The organism is Ruegeria sp. BE9, from assembly GCF_056538765.1.
In genome coordinates, this window is the sequence record NZ_JBQFTS010000005.1 from 105,799 (window position 1) to 122,713 (window position 16,915).

Annotated in this window: 15 protein-coding genes; 5 read left to right on the forward strand and 10 right to left on the reverse strand. The window is 55.8% G+C overall.

Annotation, left to right across the window (positions count from 1 at the left end):
- Positions 1 to 3 precede the first annotated feature (3 nt).
- From ACR0EO_RS14695 to ACR0EO_RS14705, 3 genes are read left to right on the forward strand one after another with little or no spacing between them, the layout of a single operon-like run.
- Positions 4 to 291: a sarcosine oxidase subunit delta gene (locus ACR0EO_RS14695; RefSeq protein ID WP_480691191.1), complete on the forward strand. Its 288-nt coding sequence runs from the start codon at positions 4 to 6 to the stop codon at positions 289 to 291.
- The gene (locus ACR0EO_RS14700) at positions 288 to 3,242 is read left to right on the forward strand and encodes a sarcosine oxidase subunit alpha family protein (protein ID WP_480691193.1); all 2,955 of its coding nucleotides are present in this window, start codon (positions 288 to 290) and stop codon (positions 3,240 to 3,242) included. Before ACR0EO_RS14695 ends, ACR0EO_RS14700 begins: the two co-directional genes overlap by 4 nt.
- On the forward strand, positions 3,235 to 3,798 hold the full coding sequence (locus tag ACR0EO_RS14705) for a sarcosine oxidase subunit gamma (RefSeq protein WP_480691195.1): 564 nt from the start codon (positions 3,235 to 3,237) through the stop codon (positions 3,796 to 3,798). The genes ACR0EO_RS14700 and ACR0EO_RS14705 overlap by 8 nt, the downstream gene beginning before the upstream one ends.
- Here ACR0EO_RS14705 and ACR0EO_RS14710 read toward each other — a convergent pair.
- The 5 genes from ACR0EO_RS14710 to ACR0EO_RS14730 all read right to left on the reverse strand — a co-directional run bounded on the left by ACR0EO_RS14710 (position 3,757) and on the right by ACR0EO_RS14730 (position 8,667).
- Positions 3,757 to 4,770: a GlxA family transcriptional regulator gene (locus ACR0EO_RS14710; RefSeq protein WP_480691197.1), complete on the reverse strand. Its 1,014-nt coding sequence runs from the start codon at positions 4,768 to 4,770 to the stop codon at positions 3,757 to 3,759. The genes ACR0EO_RS14705 and ACR0EO_RS14710 overlap by 42 nt on opposite strands.
- A 41-nt stretch (positions 4,771 to 4,811) precedes the next feature.
- Entirely contained in the window at positions 4,812 to 5,051 is a 240-nt protein-coding gene (locus ACR0EO_RS14715) for a hypothetical protein (RefSeq protein ID WP_480691199.1), read from the reverse strand.
- A 2-nt stretch (positions 5,052 to 5,053) separates the two neighbouring features.
- Positions 5,054 to 6,505, reverse strand: coding sequence for an aldehyde dehydrogenase family protein (locus tag ACR0EO_RS14720; protein ID WP_480691201.1), 1,452 nt, complete (start codon positions 6,503 to 6,505; stop codon positions 5,054 to 5,056).
- Complete coding sequence (locus tag ACR0EO_RS14725; RefSeq protein ID WP_480691203.1) at positions 6,502 to 7,659, reverse strand: aromatic ring-hydroxylating oxygenase subunit alpha; 1,158 nt, start codon at positions 7,657 to 7,659, stop codon at positions 6,502 to 6,504. The genes ACR0EO_RS14720 and ACR0EO_RS14725 overlap by 4 nt, the downstream gene beginning before the upstream one ends.
- Positions 7,660 to 7,761: 102 nt before the next feature.
- On the reverse strand, positions 7,762 to 8,667 hold the full coding sequence (locus ACR0EO_RS14730) for a LysR substrate-binding domain-containing protein (protein ID WP_480691205.1): 906 nt from the start codon (positions 8,665 to 8,667) through the stop codon (positions 7,762 to 7,764).
- 249 nt (positions 8,668 to 8,916) lie between these two features.
- Here ACR0EO_RS14730 and ACR0EO_RS14735 point away from each other — a divergent pair, with 249 nt between their 5' ends.
- Positions 8,917 to 9,861 carry a PDR/VanB family oxidoreductase gene (locus tag ACR0EO_RS14735; protein WP_480691207.1) on the forward strand — a complete coding sequence of 315 codons (945 nt, stop codon included), beginning with the start codon at positions 8,917 to 8,919 and terminating at the stop codon, positions 9,859 to 9,861.
- Positions 9,862 to 9,953: 92 nt separating this feature from the next.
- Positions 9,954 to 11,777: a BCCT family transporter gene (locus ACR0EO_RS14740; protein ID WP_480691209.1), complete on the forward strand. Its 1,824-nt coding sequence runs from the start codon at positions 9,954 to 9,956 to the stop codon at positions 11,775 to 11,777.
- A 149-nt stretch (positions 11,778 to 11,926) separates the two neighbouring features.
- Here the strand turns inward: ACR0EO_RS14740 and ACR0EO_RS14745 are convergent, their stop codons facing one another.
- The 5 genes from ACR0EO_RS14745 to ACR0EO_RS14765 all read right to left on the reverse strand — a co-directional run bounded on the left by ACR0EO_RS14745 (position 11,927) and on the right by ACR0EO_RS14765 (position 16,844).
- Positions 11,927 to 13,051: a mandelate racemase/muconate lactonizing enzyme family protein gene (locus ACR0EO_RS14745; protein ID WP_480691211.1), complete on the reverse strand. Its 1,125-nt coding sequence runs from the start codon at positions 13,049 to 13,051 to the stop codon at positions 11,927 to 11,929.
- A gap of 3 nt (positions 13,052 to 13,054) precedes the next feature.
- Positions 13,055 to 14,143 carry an alcohol dehydrogenase family protein gene (locus ACR0EO_RS14750; protein ID WP_480691213.1) on the reverse strand — a complete coding sequence of 363 codons (1,089 nt, stop codon included), beginning with the start codon at positions 14,141 to 14,143 and terminating at the stop codon, positions 13,055 to 13,057.
- A 1-nt stretch (position 14,144) separates the two neighbouring features.
- Positions 14,145 to 15,254, reverse strand: coding sequence for a mandelate racemase/muconate lactonizing enzyme family protein (locus tag ACR0EO_RS14755; protein WP_480691215.1), 1,110 nt, complete (start codon positions 15,252 to 15,254; stop codon positions 14,145 to 14,147).
- Between the two features lie 28 nt (positions 15,255 to 15,282).
- A complete protein-coding gene (locus ACR0EO_RS14760) occupies positions 15,283 to 15,825 on the reverse strand; it encodes a TetR/AcrR family transcriptional regulator (protein WP_480691217.1) in 543 nt (180 codons plus the stop codon).
- Between the two features lie 137 nt (positions 15,826 to 15,962).
- A complete protein-coding gene (locus ACR0EO_RS14765; RefSeq protein WP_480691220.1) occupies positions 15,963 to 16,844 on the reverse strand; it encodes a LysR family transcriptional regulator in 882 nt (293 codons plus the stop codon).
- Between the last annotated feature and the right edge of the window lie 71 nt (positions 16,845 to 16,915).

The window sequence follows — 16,915 nt, forward strand, 5'->3', positions numbered from 1 at the left end:
GACATGATTATCAACCATCCGCTGCTTGGCCCGTGTGACGCGTCAGAATTTACCTATCTAGGGGATGCCGCCCTAATCGACCGCCCTGATTGGCAGTCTGAGACCGCACGGGACGATTTTCACGACTACCTATATCTTCGAGACAATCCGGCCGGGATACACCGAGAGCTGTGGTTTCACGAGCAGGGCGACCGGTCATGGCTGGTCGTAACCCGAAACACGCTGACCCATGAAATACTGGCAACAGAGCTGGCGCGGGATGTCTCTCGCAAAGCGGGGCAGGGCAAATGATTCAGAACAATCGCCTGCAAGGTGGTCTGATCGACCGTTCGAAGAAGCTGCGTTTTACGTTCGATGGCAAGCACTACGAAGGCTATCACGGCGACACTTTGGCCTCGGCGCTGCTGGCCAACAACGTGCGGCTGGTTGGCCGCAGCTTTAAATACCACAGGCCGCGCGGCGTGCTGGCTGCGGGCTCGGAAGAACCCAATGCGCTTGTTCAATTGCGCTCAGGTAACAGACAAGAGCCCAATTCCCGAGCCACCACAATTGAGCTGTATGATGGGCTGGAGGCAACTTCGCAGAACCGTTGGCCTTCGTTAGCCTTTGATGCTCTGTCGATCAATGATCAGATGTCGCCATTCTTGACCGCGGGATTTTACTACAAGACTTTTATGTGGCCCAAAGCGTTCTGGGAAAAGCTCTATGAGCCGATAATCCGTAATGCTGCTGGCCTGGGAAGCCTGACGAAAGAGGCCGATCCGGATATCTATGACAAGGGCTACCTGCATTGTGACCTGCTGGTGATCGGCGCCGGGCCTTCGGGTCTGATCGCGGCGTTGACCGCGGCCCGGTCTGGGGCACGTGTAATTCTGGCTGATGAAGATAGTCAGATGGGAGGTCGTCTACTGGCGGATTGTGATCGGTTCGAGGGTGCCTCTAACGCCGAATGGCTTGCTAAGAAGCTTGGTGAATTGGCAGCAATGGACAACGTGCGCCTCTTAACACGGACAACCATTCTAGGTGCCTTTGATCACGGTATTTTCGGCGCGCTCGAGCGGGTATCGGATCACCTTGCGACCCCGAAAGCCGGCAAGCCCCGGCAGATTCTGTGGCGCATCTATTCTAAGCGTTCAGTCCTGTGCGCAGGGGCAACGGAACGTCCAATCGCGTTTGCCAACAACGACCGGCCGGGGATAATGTTGGCGGGTGCGATGCGAGCATATGCCAACCGTTGGGCGGTAACACCTGGCAAACGCGTGGCGGTTTTTACCAACAACGACGAAGGTCACCGCGCCGCGCAGGATCTGATCTCTTCCGGCATCGAGGTTGCAGCCGTTATCGACCCCCGCACCGACGCGCCCCGCATAGCCGATTGCGACCTGTTGGCTGGCGCGTTTGTAACCGACACGAAGGGTCGGCTGGGGCTGAAATCGATCACCGTGCAGAAGGCCAACGGGCAATCGAAACAAATCGAGGTTAGCGGGTTGGGTGTGTCTGGCGGATGGAACCCAAATGTCCAGCTAACTTGCCACCAAAGGGGCCGCCCACAATGGTTTGCACCACTCGAGGCGTTCATACCTCCGAAAGATCTGCCGCAGGGCATGTTTGTTGCAGGGGCGGCCGCAGGCAACCTGACCAGTTTTGGGGCGATTGCTTCGGGAACCAATGCTGCATTGGCGGCGTTGGATGGTTTGGGGATAAGGGCCTGCCCGGTCGATCTGCCCAAGGCCGAGGACCACGTAATTTCGATCATGCCGTTTTGGCATGTGCCCGGAAAGGGCCGTGCTTGGTTGGACTTTCAAAACGACGTCACGGTCAAAGATGTCAAACTGGCCGAGCAGGAAGGCTTCCGCAGTGTTGAGCACCTGAAGCGATATACCACGCTAGGTATGGCGACGGATCAGGGAAAGACGTCGAATGTAGGGGCGTTGGCCGTTATGGCCGAAATAACAGGGAAAAGTATTCCCGAAACCGGAACCACCGTTTTCCGCCCACCTTACACTCCGGTGGCAATGGGGGCGTTGGCAGGTCGATCTGTTGGAAAAGAGTTCAAACCAACCCGCCTTACGCCCAGCCATCACTGGGCAGAAGAACGGGGCGCGGCGTTCGTAGAGGTTGGCCAATGGTTGCGTGCCCAATGGTTCCCGAGTGCTGGTGAAACCCATTGGCGCCAATCGGTGGATCGCGAGGTGCTGGCCGTGCGAAATGCGGTTGGGGTCTGTGATGTGACTACTTTGGGCAAGATCGACGTTCAGGGAAGCGATGCGGCAGAGTTTCTCAACAAAATATACTGCAACGGCTTTGCCAAACTGGCGGTAGGTAAAACCCGCTACGGATTGATGTTGCGCGAGGACGGCATCGCCATGGATGACGGCACAGCTGCTCGTCTGGCCGAGGATCATTTCGTCGTCACCACCACTACGGCAAATGCGGTGGGCGTATATCGTCATATGGAATTCGCGCGCCAATGTCTGTTTTCGGAGATGGACGTTCAACTGATTTCCACCACTGACGCTTGGGCGCAGTACGCGATTGCTGGTCCGAAATCGCGCGAGTTGTTGCAAAAGGTTGTCGATGACACTTTCGATATCAGCAATGAGGCCTTCCCCTTCATGGCCTGTGCTGAGGTTACCGTGGCCGGTGGTGTTCCAGCTCGACTGTTCCGCATCTCGTTTTCTGGTGAGCTGGCCTATGAGTTGGCAGTGCCATCTCGATACGGTGATGCGCTGATCCGTCATTTGATGGACGTTGGTGAGCCGTTAGGTGTTACGCCCTATGGAACCGAAGCCCTTGGCGTGTTGCGGATAGAAAAAGGTCACGCGGCGGGCAATGAACTGAATGGAACCACCAGCGCTCATAATCTGGGGCTCGGCCGTATGGTTTCGCACAAAAAGGACAGCATTGGTGCGACGCTCAGCACGCGCGACGCACTGATCGATCCGGATGGCCTTACCCTAGTCGGCGTACGGCCCATCGATCCAACTGATCGTGTCTTGGCAGGGGGGCACGTATTTGCAGAAGATACACAACATACACCAGCAAACGATCAGGGTTATGTCACTTCGGCAGCCTATTCACCGAACCTGTCAAGCAGCATCGGCTTGGCCCTGGTTGAGCGCGGAGCGCAACGGATCGGCGAAACCGTTCAAATAGTCAGCCCCGTGGATCAGTCGAACATCAAAGCGAGACTGGTCAGTGCTCATTTCATCGACCCCGAAGGAGAACGGCTCCGTGCGTGATTTTTTGGCAAAGACCGCGTTGGGCGGCATCAAACCCAAACGAGAAATCGTTGGAACGTTAACTATTCAGGAACGAGAGGATGTGGCGTTGGCGTCGGTCTCTGCTCGGCAGGGATATGAAGATACTTTGAAAGAGAAATTGCAGGCGATTTGCGAAGTTGCTTTGCCCGAACCGGGGCAAAGTTGTCAGGGCAATAAATCTAGTCTGCATTGGTTGGGTCCAGATCAGTACCTGTTCGAAGAGGCCTATTCCGGGCCGTTGGTCTTGGCCCGTCGATTGGCGATTGATTTGACAGGACTAGCGTCCGTCACCGACCAGTCAGATGTATTTGCCCGGTTCGATGTTACGGGTGAGGATGCAATTGGCCTGTTGCAACGCCTTACAGTTTTGGATGTCGAAGAGATGCAGGAGGGTGCGTTCAATCGGACGGCGATCCACCACGTTGGTTGCTTGTTGCGCTGCAACTCAGCCAAAGCTGACTTTTCGATCTATGCGCCGCGGAGCTATGCAAGCTCAGTTCACCACGCGTTGACCGAGGTCGCCACGGCCCTGTGACAGGGCCGCATGGCGAGCCCCACGGCTTCGGTGCTTGCGCTCTTGGGTGGGCGACAGGCCGAACTCGCGGCGATAATTGCTGGAGAATGCACTGGTGCTATCATAGCCGACCGAAAACGCAATTTCCTGTAATGGCTGATTGGTATATATTAGTTTCTGGCGCGCGGCCTCCAGGCGAAGGCGGCGATAGTAGCCACCCGGTGTGACGCCTGTTTCCTTTTTGAAATGTCTTTCCAATTGTCTGATCGATATTCCCACGAGACTGGATACGTCCTCGATCGACATCTTGCTTTCGATGTTGTCTGAAAACAATTCGATCGCACGCCGTACAGGGGCAGGCAGGTCGTCACGAGTCTGGTCGGAGTTATGAGCGGGCAAGACTTGCAGAGTGCCTGCATCCCGCAAAGTTGAATATTGAAACCAGCACGCGGTCTCGACGGCGACCTCGTCAGAAATCTGCTCAGAAATTACGCCCAACATGTATTCGAACACGGCTGTCGATCCTGCGAACGACATTCTGTTTCGATCAACTGTATAGAGCGTGTTGTTCAGTTTGACCTTGTCGAACTTCTCTTGCAAAGCAGCGGTATAGCAGAAATGCGCGCTGCAACTGTAACCATCGAAGAACCTCTCTTCTGCCAGCGCGAATAATGAGCCACTGACCGCTCCAATTTTCGTTCCGTGGGACAACAAACGGCGCAACACTCCTCCTGTACCGCGACGGTTGGCAAAGCTGGCCGACGCCCCAGAGAAGACGAGCAATACGTCGGTTTCCTCAACCTCGGGCAGCGCTTTGTCGGGGTTGATGCTAAGGCGCGAGCTGGACATGACGGCATGCCCATCCTCGGACACCACTGTCCACCTGAGCGTATCCTTGCGGCTGATCTCGTTTGCGACACGCAAAGGGTCGATCGCCATGGACAGCGCAGCAACCGGGAAATCGTTAAGGCATAGGAAGGTGAAATGCGTCATCTTTCGTTCCTCTGACTGACCGACACTCCGGTCCCCAACGGTTAAAACTTCAATCGTTGGGCTCGTCCACGCTCAAAGAGCTTTCGGTTCAACTCATCCGCTTCGGGGGCTCCGTGTTCCAGCGCAAAGACAAACGCATGGGTCAGGTAAAAACAGGCGGCATCATGGTCTTGTCGCTGATCCGCCTGATTTGCGGCCTCGTGATACAAGCGTATCAGCGCTGGCACATCATAATCCTTGTGCGCCTGCAGCAATTGCTTATCCAATTCTTCCAGTTTCACGTTCAGCCTTTCAGCGAAATCGCAATGTTCTTAGTGCGAACATAGTTATAGAGCGCTTCCAGCCCCTTTTCACGCCCGAAACCCGATTTGCCCACGCCACCAAAAGGGGTTGAGACGCCGCCAGCGAACCACTCGTTTACAAACACCTGACCGGCCCGCAGCTTGCGTGCAACCCGATGAGCCCGCGCCAGGTCGCAGGTAAAGATCCCTGCAACCAGTCCGAATTCGGTGCCGTTAGCCATTGCGATAGCTTCGGCCTCGGTATCGAAAGGCGTGAAACAGGTGACGGGGCCGAATACCTCGTTTTGCGCGATGCGGCTTGCCGGGTCGACATCCGCCAGAATGGTCGGCGCCATGAAGTAGCCCTTGCGGTCCAGGCGCTCTCCACCTGCTGCGACGCGTGCGCCATCCTGACGAGCGGTGGATGTGATCTCTTCGACGCGTTGCAGTTGCAAGGACGAGATAACCGGTGTGTGGTCGGGATTATCGAGACCGTGCCCAACGCTTAGGCCGTTTGCCAGTTCTGCTGCGCGGTCCACAGCCTGATCATAGATCGAGCGATGAACCAAAACACGGGCCATTGCTGAACAGACCTGACCTGCATTGTAGAAAATACCACTTTGTAAACTGGATATCAGTGTATCCAGATCGGCATCATCAAAGGCAATGGCGGCGGACTTTCCCCCTAGCTCCATCAATGAGGGGATCACATTTTCAGCTGCGGATCGCAGGATATGTTGACCGGTCGGGACTGAACCCGTGAAAACGATCTGATCCACCTGAGAGCTTGAGACCAGCTTTGCACCCAAATCCGAACCGATGCCGTTCAGAATTGAAACCGCACCGGCGGGCACCTCTGCGCGCTCGAGTGCTACGCCCAGCATGGACAGTGCAATTGGGTCCAGTTCCGGTGACTTGATAATGCTTGAGTTGCCCGCCGCCATCGACGGCGCCAACGACCGGGCCGCAATGGAGACAGGAAAGTTCCATGGTACGATCTGCGCTGACACTCCGTAGGGTTCGAAAACAGTAAAGTCCGCGTAGTCGGGTCCCAGCGGGATTGATTTACCTTCAATCTTGTCGGAAACGCCGCCGTAGTATTCGAAGTATTGCGCTGCCTCGATGAATTCATCCCGAGCCGCTGTGAGTGTCTTACCGCTTTCACGGCAGAGCAGTATCGCACCTTCATCCGCGATGTTGCGTATCTCTTGTGCGATACGGATCATCATCCGGCCACGACCTGCCGGGTTCATATCCGCCAAATCACCCCGTTCAAATGAGGTGCGCGCAACCTCAAGCGCTTGCGCCAACGTCTCTTCGCTGGCCTGCGCACAAGCGGCGACGTGATCTTGGGTGCCGGGATCTTCAACAGCTATAGACGCGCCCTTGTCACCCTCAACCCACGATCCGGCCAGAAAATTTCTGGCCAGACCGTCCTTCAAAAAATCGCTCATGCCTCAGCGCGACCTTTCTCGACTTGCGAGGCGACCCAGTGGTGGAAGCAATGAGTCGGTCCGTCCATCGCGGGCGAGAAACGACCGCCGTCGAACAGAACGCCGTGGCGTCCTTTTTGCATACCTTCAACAACGAAAACGTCTTCTTGGAACACGGTGCTCCAAAGGGCCGAGTTTTTTGCGCGAAGCGGTTCGTGCTCGGGTGCTTCTTCGGGTTTTTGGGAGTAATAAAGCTCAATATGCTCGATGGTCTTTTCGTGCGTCACAGGCTCAAGGATAAAGGCGAACCCGTGGTCGCGTTGAACACCCAGCATGACATTCGGATAGACGACGATGTATTCTGCACCTTCGTTCCACTTTTCACCGAGACCCGGAAAATCAGCCAGCTTTTCGCCGTCCTGACCTTCGAACTGGCGATAGACCAGTGTGCCCTGACCTGAGTATTTCCCAAGTTCGTTGATGTTGTAGTGGTCTTCCAGACGCGAATAACTATTCAAGCCCGGGTGAACCCACGGCAGGTGGTAGCTCTCACAAAAGTTCTCAACAGCCAGTTTCCAGTTCGCGTCCAGTTCCAGCTCAACCGAAGCACCTGCGCCACCGTGATACATTGGCTGTTCGAACTCTTTCCAGCGCTCCATCAGCTCGCCGTGAACTTCTTCGAAAGCCGGTGCGTTGCCATCGACGTTCACAAAGACCACATCGCGCCAGACGTAAGAGCGGATGCGGATCAGTCCCAGCTCCGAGAAATCCAGATCTTCGTGCGTATTTTGACCGGGACCGCCGACGTGGGGTGCAGTGCGCAGTTCTCCGTTCAGGCCATAGCACCAGCTATGGTAGGGGCAGCGGATCGCGCCACGGATCTTTTGCGGTTTGTCGACCAGGATCATTCCGCGGTGGCGGCAGGTATTTTGGAAGACGCCAATCTCGCCTGTGCGATCGCGTACCATCAAAAGGGGCATGCCAAGAAAGTCGACAGGTTTGGCGTCACCTGCTTCGGGGATATCCTTGCCAAAGCCGATGCCTGACCAATTCGCAAACAGGACCGATTCCCGTTCTTCGGCGAACACCTCGGGGTCGATGTAATGCGCGTTTGGCAGCCCCTTTGCTGTGTTTACCGGGGTCAGAACAGACGAAAGCGGTGCATGCTTGTTCATCAGTCACTCCTAAGTTTTTGAATGGCGTTTGGTTAAGCTTCCATTGGCAGGGCAAACCCCTCGCCTTCAATACCAAAAATCCTAATCGTTGAGTTAGGCAAACTAAACCGAACCGTCTTGCACTTCATTCAGTAGCCACTCCTTCAGGGCTAGTGCTCCTTCTGAAAGCTGTGCGTCTTCACGGCCCACAAGGTAGAAGTTATGAGGTGCGGGGACGTTGAATTCTTCTAATGCTACAAGCTTGCCAGAGCTTAGCATCGGTTGAATCAAGCGTCTCCAGCCCAAAGCCAAACCGGCCCCTTTGCGCGCCACCTGCAAGGCAAGCGCATAGCTATTCACCCGCCAATGCGTCTGTATATTCTCATTAAACCCAAGCGCCTGAAGCCAGTCCGACCAAGACGTCCACGTGTTGTCCTTGCTTTCAAGATGGATCAGGCGATGCTGTGTCAGATCGCTGACGCTGGCCCCCTTTAGCTCAGCTGCCATCTCAGGGCTACAAACCGGAATCAAAGTGTCGCGATAAAGTTTCGTATGTGGCAGATTGGAATTTGGGTCCTCTCCGTATCGAATGTAGAAATCTACGTCAGGGCGATCAGAGAAAGACGTATCCTCTGCCATCTGGTTCACTTTTACGTGCGGATAGTCCTGCCAGAATCGAATTACGGAAGGGGATAGCCATAAACCCGCAACAGCCGTGCTTGATCCCACGGTTACATGGTTTTCTGCATCTCCGCTGCGAATTTGTTCCAGCACCTTTGAAACTTTGAGGAACGACGTGCCTAAGACATCATAAAGCGCCGCGCCGTCTTCTGTCAGATCAACGCCACGGTGTTTGCGTATAAATAATGGAGCCGCCAGTTCTGTTTCCAAAGCCTTGATCTGATGGCTAACTGCGCCGGGTGTAACGGACAATTCGCTTGCCGCCTCTTTAAAACTCAGATGGCGCGCGGCTGCTTCGAACGCGGACAAGGTCGCCAGCGGTGGCAGGTTATAGTGGCGTCGTGACATAGTTGTACGTGGCTCTGTTTTTTAACGTGAGCCTACTTCATCTGAGTGTGAAAAATATTGCAATTGAAAACTATCTTTTTTTCTGCAGCTTTGGCGCCTGCTGATCGCCTGCACTCAATCCAGTGTGGAATGGCAGCTTTTGTAAGGTCGTCCATCCGGGGCGGGGCCGGTTCACGCCGGTAAGAGTCAACGCCAATGCAGCACATACCTGTTTGCTGCGCATTTCGGCATCTAAAGGATGGGAACCCGATGAATACTCAGATCGCGCGTCTGGTCCGGAAAACTGAACTCAGCCCGGATACATCAGATTTCTGCTTTGAAATACCCAGTGGTCGTTTCACTGGTCTTGAACCCGGTGCGCATGTGGACGTTCACCTGAGTGACGACGTGGTTCGCCAGTATTCTCTCTGGAGTTGGAGCCAAGACGGCCGCACGATCAACGTTGCTGTTAAGCGCGAGGAAGACGGTCGCGGCGGCTCAATAGCTATGCACGCTCTGCAAGAGGGCGCTGAAGTAGCGATTGGTGGTCCGCGCAATCACTTCAACCTTGAAAGTCATGATCGCCATGTCACGCTGATCGCTGGCGGAATTGGAGCCACTCCGATGGTGGCTATGGCCCGGGAGCTTCTGAACCGCGGACAGGACTTTCGTGTTTACTACTTGGTCCGCTCCAAAGACCTTGCCGCAATGGACGACAAGTTCCGGGCGTTGGGTCTGGACGAGTGGTATTACCTCCATTGCGACGATACTGACGGCGCATTTGATTTGTCTGCGGTGATGCAATCGATGCCGATGGGCGCTGATGTGTATACCTGCGGCCCCGAGCCTATGTTGAACGCCGTGCTCGAAGCAGGTACCGCCCTGCGCGGCGGCGCGATCCATTTTGAGCGTTTTGCGCCTGCGTCAGACATAGAGCATGCACCCAACGATAGTTTCGAAGTCGAAGTTCTATCCACTGGCGCCGTTTATACGGTCTCAACAGACGAAACCATTCTCGAAGTTCTCAAGAGTAACGGGGTCCACGTGGACTTCGGTTGTTCTGAAGGATTGTGCGGTTCCTGTATGGTTGATGTCGTTGAGGGAGAAGTGGACCACCGCGACGGTATTCTAACACCCGAAGAGCAGGCCTCGAACAGCTACATGTGCACCTGCGTGTCGCGGGCGAAGTCTGACCGCTTGGTGCTGGCGCTGTAATTGCACGATCTGCGCCAAAACTAAACGACCCCGCCCAATTAAAGGAGAGTTGCGCCGGGGCCGAAAAAGAAAAGACAACACGGAGGAAAATAATGTCGATACCCGAACCGTTTACGGATCTCGAGATAAAAACGGCGGATGCCGGTTTTTACGAGAACTACAGTACCCCGATCGCATTGATCAGTAAGGGGATTATGGTGGCGCTGGTGCTTTGGGCGCTTGTGTTTCCGGCTAACGCAAATGGCACGCTGGGCAGCTTGAACGGCACGCTGTTGGAAACGTTCAACAGTTTCTACGTTGTCATTGTGGGGCTGTTTTTCTTCTTCCTGGCAATTGTCGCTATCATCCCTGCAACCGGTAAACGCGTCATGGGAACCCCCGGTGAAAAGCCCGAGTTTTCGAACTTTTCTTGGTTCTCGATGATGTTCGGTGCCGGTCTGGGTGTGGGCCTTATGGTATTTGCAACCGCCGAACCGCTTGGTCTTTGGGGTTCTAACCCGGTTGTTGTAGCTGGAGACGTCGCGGGTAACTCGCCCGAAGCGTTGCAGTCTGCCTATCGCTTTACTTATCTGCACTATGGTTTCCACGCTTGGGCAATCTACGTGGTCACGGGCCTGTCGCTGGCTTACTACGCCTACACACGCAACATGCCGCTGACCATTCGTGCGGCTTTGACGCCGTTGTTCGGGCGTTTGATGAACGGCTTTCTTGGCCACGTGGTGGACGTACTGGGCGTTGTTGCGACGATCCTGGGTGTGTCCGTGACCATTGGATACGGCGTCAGCCAGTTCATCGACGGTGTCTACGCAATCACTGGCATGGAATGGGTGATGAACCTGGGCGGCGAAGTTCCGACCCCCAGCAAAGTTGGCCTGATCGCGGGCTTGGTTGTCATCATGTCGCTGTCGATCCTGTCGGCGGTCTCAGGTGTTGGGCGTGGGGTTAAGTACCTGTCGAACTTGAACCTTGTCCTGTCGATCATCCTGCTGGGCACGTTCGTTGTGTTTGGGTCGTTTGTTTTCGCAATGACCACCTATGGCACCGCAATGGTGGACTACATCCTAAACTTCATTTCCCTCAGCTTTGGCGCTTACGGCCCGCTGTCGACTGAAGCTTTTGCGGCGGCTCTGCCTGCCGAAGCACAGGCGCACGCAGCTGACCTGATGGGTGGCGCGACCAACGCATGGGGCAGCTTTGACGGCTTCAAAAGCGGGCTCGAAGGTGCTGCAGCTGAATTGGACGAAGCAACACTCGCTGCAGCGTACGCTGCAGGTGAGCAGGGGCGTCAGTTTGGCTGGCAGTCCGGTTGGACAACCTTCTACTGGGCATGGTGGATTGCGTTCTCGCCTTTCGTTGGCCTGTTCTTGGCGCGGATCTCAAAGGGTCGTACCGTACGTGAGTTCATTCTGGGCTGCGTATTCGCCCCGGCGCTTGTCTGCTTTGCGTGGATGACCGTTTTGGGTGGTACAGCTATCGATCTGGAGTTGGCCGGTGCCGCCGAGGGTGCGATCATCGGAGCATCGAATACCAACAAACTTTTTGTGACGTTGTCTTACATGATCGACGGTGGTCTGTTGTCCATGCTGAACGTCATGTGCGTGATCCTGATCATGACCTTCCTCGTTACCTCAGCTGACTCGGGCATTCTGGTGATGAACACCATTATGTCTGGTGGCAGCCAGGAAACAGGCATCAAGCACCGCATCATTTGGGGCCTGATCCTGATGGCTGTTATTGGTGCGCTGATCCTGGCCGCGGGTGAAAACAACCCGATGGATGCTCTGCGCAACGCGATGATCATCGGCGCGCTACCGTTTACGATGGTTATGGGCCTGATGATGGTTGCTCTTGCGAAAGCGCTGTATCGCGACAGCCAGCGTGACAAACACGGTGTTGTCACACAGGCCGCAGAATAAGCCACGTTTATCCCCAAACCCAGAACGCGCCGCCTTGAAAGAGGCGGCGCGTTTTCTTGTCACCGGTTTCTTACGCTTTGGTGGTGCAGCTAAGTTCTGCGTGCGACGGCCCCGAGAACAGCACAGTCCAGTGTGTGTTTTGGTTTCAGTTACTCTTCCCAGGTCGCAACAGGCTCGGCCAGAAGATCGCGGTTGACGGTTACACCAAGGCCGGGCGCATCGGGTGGCAGCACGCCGCCGTTTTCGATCGGAGCGTCGAACGCCCCTGTTTGCACCGTGACCATGTCGCGCGGGTCCAGAACGCAGCGCAACAAACGTTCAGGCACTGTCGCGCCCATATGAAAGATCGATGCTGCCGACAAAGTGGATCCGACCGTATCTTGTACGCTGATTGTTAGACCGGCGGCCCGGCAGATATCGCGATGGCGGCGCGCGTGGGTCAAGCCTCCAGCCTTCGATATCTTAAGCCCGATCCCGTCCGCCACGTCCAGCGCCACCAGTTTGGAGATGTCGCCGTCATCCTGCGCCAGTTCATCGAGAATGATTGGAACGTCGCATCGCTGGCGTAACGAAAGGGTCTCGCGCCACGTCGCACAGGGAGCCTCCAACACAAAGTCCAAACCGTCGGGCAGGGCGCGCAACATCCGCAATGCGGTCTCGGGGATCAACCCGCCATTGGCATCTACAATAAAGTACTCACCCGGTTGGCGATCCGCTAGCGAGGCCGCGATGCGTTCGGCATCCAGTTGCGGGCCGCCTTCACTGTCCAGCGCACCAACTTTTACAGAGTGACCCATATAGCCTATCTTGCGGTGCTCGGCGACACGTGCGCGCATGTCTTCCGGTGTGCCAGCGTAAATTGAGCTGATCGCCGGAAGCCGTTTTCCTGTGCCCCCGCCAAGTAGCTTAAAGACCGGCAGACCAACGGATTTGCCGAACATGTCCCAGCAGGCTAGGTCGATGGCGTTCTTGGCATGATTGTGCCCCAATAGCGCTTCGTCCATCGCGTCGTTGATCCGGTCAACATCGCGCGGATCCCGACCGATCAGATGCGGAGCGATTTCTTCGATCCCAGCCCGCGCACCCCGGGCATGGGCTGCGATATAGTTTGGGCCAAATGGCGTACTCTCGCCCCAGCCCTCGGTGCCGTCATCCGCGGTCAGGCAGACCATGACGCTGTCAAAGCCCGTATAAGTCCGCCCACCAGACAACTCGTAACTGCCTCCTGAGTACGGCAAGTGCAGTTCGAACAAGTCGATTTTCTTGATCTTCATGGATCACTCCTGCGGTGGGATCAGCACAAGTTGGCCGGTGTGCTTTTTGGCAAGAAAATCTTCCTGCGCCTTGGCGATGTCAGACAGTTGGTAGGTTTGGGCCACGACAGGACGGATTTCGCCAGCCTCGATGTATTTCACGAGACTTTCGAACACGATGTCTTCCTGAAATGTGCAACCATAAAGCGTCAGGTCTTTCAGGTAGAGCGTGCGAACATCGATTTCGCAGATCGGTCCGGCGATAGCGCCCGCTGTTGCATAGCGCCCGCCGCGACGAAGAACGTCAAGAAGGCTGGGCCATTGCGGACCGGCGACCAAATCAACGACCACATCGATAGAGCCTGAGCCCAGTTCCGCGACGAGGTCAGCATCGCGATCGAGAATGCGATCAGCGCCCAGTGAGCGGACGGCCTCGGTTTTGGATTTTGAGCACAGGGCAACCACTGTGGCGCCACGCCGTTTTGCCAATTGTACGGCAGCCGAGCCGACGCCTCCCGATGCGCCGGTAATCAGCACCGTCTCGGCAGCAACGTTTGCGCGATGCAACATGCCCTCGGCCGTGGAGTATGCGCAGGGTATTGCGGCGAGTTCGGCGTCGGACCAATCACATTCGACGGCGTGAGTTTCCTCTGACGGTGCTTTGCAATACTGTGCAAAGCCGCCGTCGCATTCGCTGCCAAGGGTCCAGCACTCATAAGGGCGATAGTCGACATACGTCCGCAGCATGTTGCGCACGATTACGCGTTCGCCGATGCGAGCAGGGTCCACGCCTTCACCCACAGCGACCACATGGCCGCAAACATCCGCGCCTTGAATACGTGGGAAGGTAAGGGGTGTTCCAGACCAACTCGCGTCGTCATCGTCCACCTTGTCAAAACCTTCCGCGCCGCCGGTTTCCGTATCGGTCGTGACTGCTTTGGAATACCACCCGATACGCGTGTTGATATCGGTGTTGTTAACACCTGCTGCGGCAACCCGGATCAAAACCTCGCCCGCGCCGGGATGAGGGGTGAGAACGTCATCCCGGTAGTCCAGTTTGTCGATGCCGCCGTGACCTGTCAGCAGAACGGCCTTCATTTTCTCAGGGATCATCTCAACCTCCAAAAGACGCGACTGGAGAACCAAAGACTGCCTCGTCAGGAGTTACACCCAAGCCAGGTCCAGTCGGGCGTTCGATATGGCCGCCCACGATTTGAATGCCGTTTTCAGGGTCATAGTTGCCTTCGATGTACGGTGCGGCAAGCCAGACACCTTCGCATAGTTCAGGTTTAACGGTCGCTCCGATCTGAGTGCATGCGGCAGCGATGATATCCCCGCCCCAGCTGTCGTCGCAGGTATGCGGCAAGTTGCGGGCCTCGCAAATGTCGCGGAAGGTGCGCATGTGGGTCAGGCCGCCGATGCGTGTAACTTTCATCCCGAAACCGTCCACCAAACCGGTGCCTGCTGCGGAAACGACGGTATTCAGATCAACGCTGTTCTCATCCATGTAAATACCGTGGGTGACTTGGGGGCGGATCTTTTCCAAGTCTTCAATGGTGTTGCATGGCTGCTCCATGATGAAAGGTATGCGCGGCAATTCCCGGCTGACGCGCAGAGCATCACGGGTTGTCCAACCCCGGTTGCCATCCACAGCCAAACGCATGCCGCTGCCTTTGATAGCCTCCCAAACCTTTGAGATTGTTTCGATGTCGATCTCGACGGGGCGGCCACCGACCTTGACCTGCAGGCGGGGATAGCCCTCGTCCAGCTTATCCTTGGCCAAGCGTGCAATATCATCTGGTGCGCCAATACCGGTGGCGTAATAGGATGGCACGCGGTTGGTGACGGCACCCCCTAGCAGATCGGCAACATTCACGCCCAGCGATTTGCCAAAAAGGTCATGAGCGGCAATATCCAGTGCGGCCTTGGCGTAGTTATGACCATTCAGCAAGGTATCCATCTTGCGACGCAGAGTGCCTGGGGTCACTTCAGTACCGATCAGCCCTTCTGCCATAGCATTTAGCGCGGCGCGCGCCCCTTGTGCATGGGCTTCTGCATAGGTTTGGCCTACCGGGCAGGTCTCACCCCAGCCGACATGGCCCGTGTCCGACACCAGTTTGACGATGGTGGTGTCCAGCGCCCAAACCGCACCGCTGGCCATCGTGTAAGGGCCATTCTTGACCGGTAGGTCGTGGGCGTAGATGTGGATTTCCTTCAGCTTCATTTTGGGGCTTTCTGCTTGATTGAAAGGGTTATCTGATGTCTGCCGCAGCCAGTATCAGGCTTGCGGTGTGAAGAGTTTGGCGGCTGGCTCGTTCAGGCCCGATCAATCGGGCGGACTCGGTCAAGCCTTCGTGCAGAACAAACATCTGGTCTGCCAATGCGTCCGCATCACAATCTTGCGCGACATTTAAAAGCCGTCGACGAAATTGCTCTCGTACGCCGCGCTTATGCGCCTCAACCGCCGCTCGTATCGGGGCACTGTCTGGGTACGCGGACAGGGCGTTGCGAAACAGGCAGCCGCAATTAGAAATCTCGAACAACCAGTCTGACAATCGCTGTAGGACATGGGTCACATGCGCCGGGCCGCCTTGCGGACCTTTACCGATCCAGTCCGCATAGGTTCTGTCGCGATGTTCCAGGGCGCCGACGACCATCGCTTCGCGGCTTGGAAAATACTTGTAGAGAGTTCTCAGGGATACATCAGCGCCAGCACGCAAGGCCTCGACGCCAGGGCCAGCAAAGCCCATTTCTTCGAACTGACCATGCAGGCGAGCGGCAATCTGGTGTTTCATGTCTATCATAAAGGCTAGGTAGAGTGATCGCTCTACCTGTGGCTTAACAATTACCGACACTCACCTCAAAAAAGGCGACATGGGTGGTTTTAGAGAAACCCGTTAGTGTGGCTTCTCAGGATTGAATTTTTTGGAAATTAGGTGGTTTCAGCCAGCCAGCGATAAACCAACCGCGCCCGATCAGACGCGGTGTTGTGCAGTGCTACATAAAAGTCCAAAGGTGAAGAAAGCGTCTGGGGTAACAAGTTGACCAGTTTGCCGGACGCGACCAGTTCAGCAGTCAAGCCTTCCCAACCCAGCACGGCGCCCATGTCGTCCTGGGCAGCCTGAAGAGCAATAGTATAATTGTTCACGCGATGTGCCGTGTTCAGCGGCCCGTCATATCCCAGTTGGTTTGTCCATTCGCGCCAGTCCGTCCATCCTGTGCCAGGCGCATCAAGGTGAACCAAGGGAATGCGGGCAAGGTCTTGGATATCTGTAATGTTGGTCTGTTCCAGAAAGCGCGGGCTTCCAAGGGCCATGATGCGGTCACGAAATAGAACATTGGTACTACCTTTTTCCTCCGAAGCATCACCATAGCAGATACTGAGATCACACTTGGATGAGTCGAACCCCAGGTCTGTGACCACCTGAGTCACAGATATATGCCCGTAAATTTTCCAGAATTGCGCAAGGCGGGGGGTGAGCCAAAGTGAGCTGACTGCAGTGCTGGATCGGATCGTGACACCGGATCGGTCATATTGCGACCGCAGCTGTTGCAAGGCTTCGCTGATACCTTCGAGGCCTCGCTGCAAAGCAACCAACAAGTAGGCCCCGCTTTCAGTCAGCTCAACCCCGCGGTGGTGCCTTCGAAACAAAGAACAGTTCAGTTCGTGTTCCAGAGATTTCACTTGGTGGCTTACGGCTGCAGGCGTCACGTTCAGCTCTGTCGCGGCGTTTTTAAAGCTGACATGACGCGCAGCCGCTTCGAAGCTGATCAGCGAGCTTACCGGAGGGAGTTCGTAGGGGCCTTTGGGCAAGGTGGTTTGACCTGTAGCTACTAGTTTTACAGGCTTTTATCATAGAAGGGTCAAAATTGAATTAGCTCAAA

What these genes read in the sequence shown, in the direction of transcription:
- ACR0EO_RS14750 (WP_480691213.1), bottom strand. Translation starts at nt 14,143, where the DNA reads ATGATCCCTGAGAAAATGAAGGCCGTTCTGCTGACAGGTCACGGCGGC.
- ACR0EO_RS14695 (WP_480691191.1), top strand. Translation starts at nt 4, where the DNA reads ATGATTATCAACCATCCGCTGCTTGGCCCGTGTGACGCGTCAGAATTT.
- ACR0EO_RS14760 (WP_480691217.1), bottom strand. Translation starts at nt 15,825, where the DNA reads ATGAAACACCAGATTGCCGCTCGCCTGCATGGTCAGTTCGAAGAAATG.
- ACR0EO_RS14755 (WP_480691215.1), bottom strand. Translation starts at nt 15,254, where the DNA reads ATGAAGCTGAAGGAAATCCACATCTACGCCCACGACCTACCGGTCAAG.
- ACR0EO_RS14730 (WP_480691205.1), bottom strand. Translation starts at nt 8,667, where the DNA reads ATGTCACGACGCCACTATAACCTGCCACCGCTGGCGACCTTGTCCGCG.
- ACR0EO_RS14725 (WP_480691203.1), bottom strand. Translation starts at nt 7,659, where the DNA reads ATGAACAAGCATGCACCGCTTTCGTCTGTTCTGACCCCGGTAAACACA.
- ACR0EO_RS14735 (WP_480691207.1), top strand. Translation starts at nt 8,917, where the DNA reads ATGAATACTCAGATCGCGCGTCTGGTCCGGAAAACTGAACTCAGCCCG.
- ACR0EO_RS14710 (WP_480691197.1), bottom strand. Translation starts at nt 4,770, where the DNA reads ATGACGCATTTCACCTTCCTATGCCTTAACGATTTCCCGGTTGCTGCG.
- ACR0EO_RS14700 (WP_480691193.1), top strand. Translation starts at nt 288, where the DNA reads ATGATTCAGAACAATCGCCTGCAAGGTGGTCTGATCGACCGTTCGAAG.
- ACR0EO_RS14745 (WP_480691211.1), bottom strand. Translation starts at nt 13,051, where the DNA reads ATGAAGATCAAGAAAATCGACTTGTTCGAACTGCACTTGCCGTACTCA.
- ACR0EO_RS14740 (WP_480691209.1), top strand. Translation starts at nt 9,954, where the DNA reads ATGTCGATACCCGAACCGTTTACGGATCTCGAGATAAAAACGGCGGAT.
- ACR0EO_RS14720 (WP_480691201.1), bottom strand. Translation starts at nt 6,505, where the DNA reads ATGAGCGATTTTTTGAAGGACGGTCTGGCCAGAAATTTTCTGGCCGGA.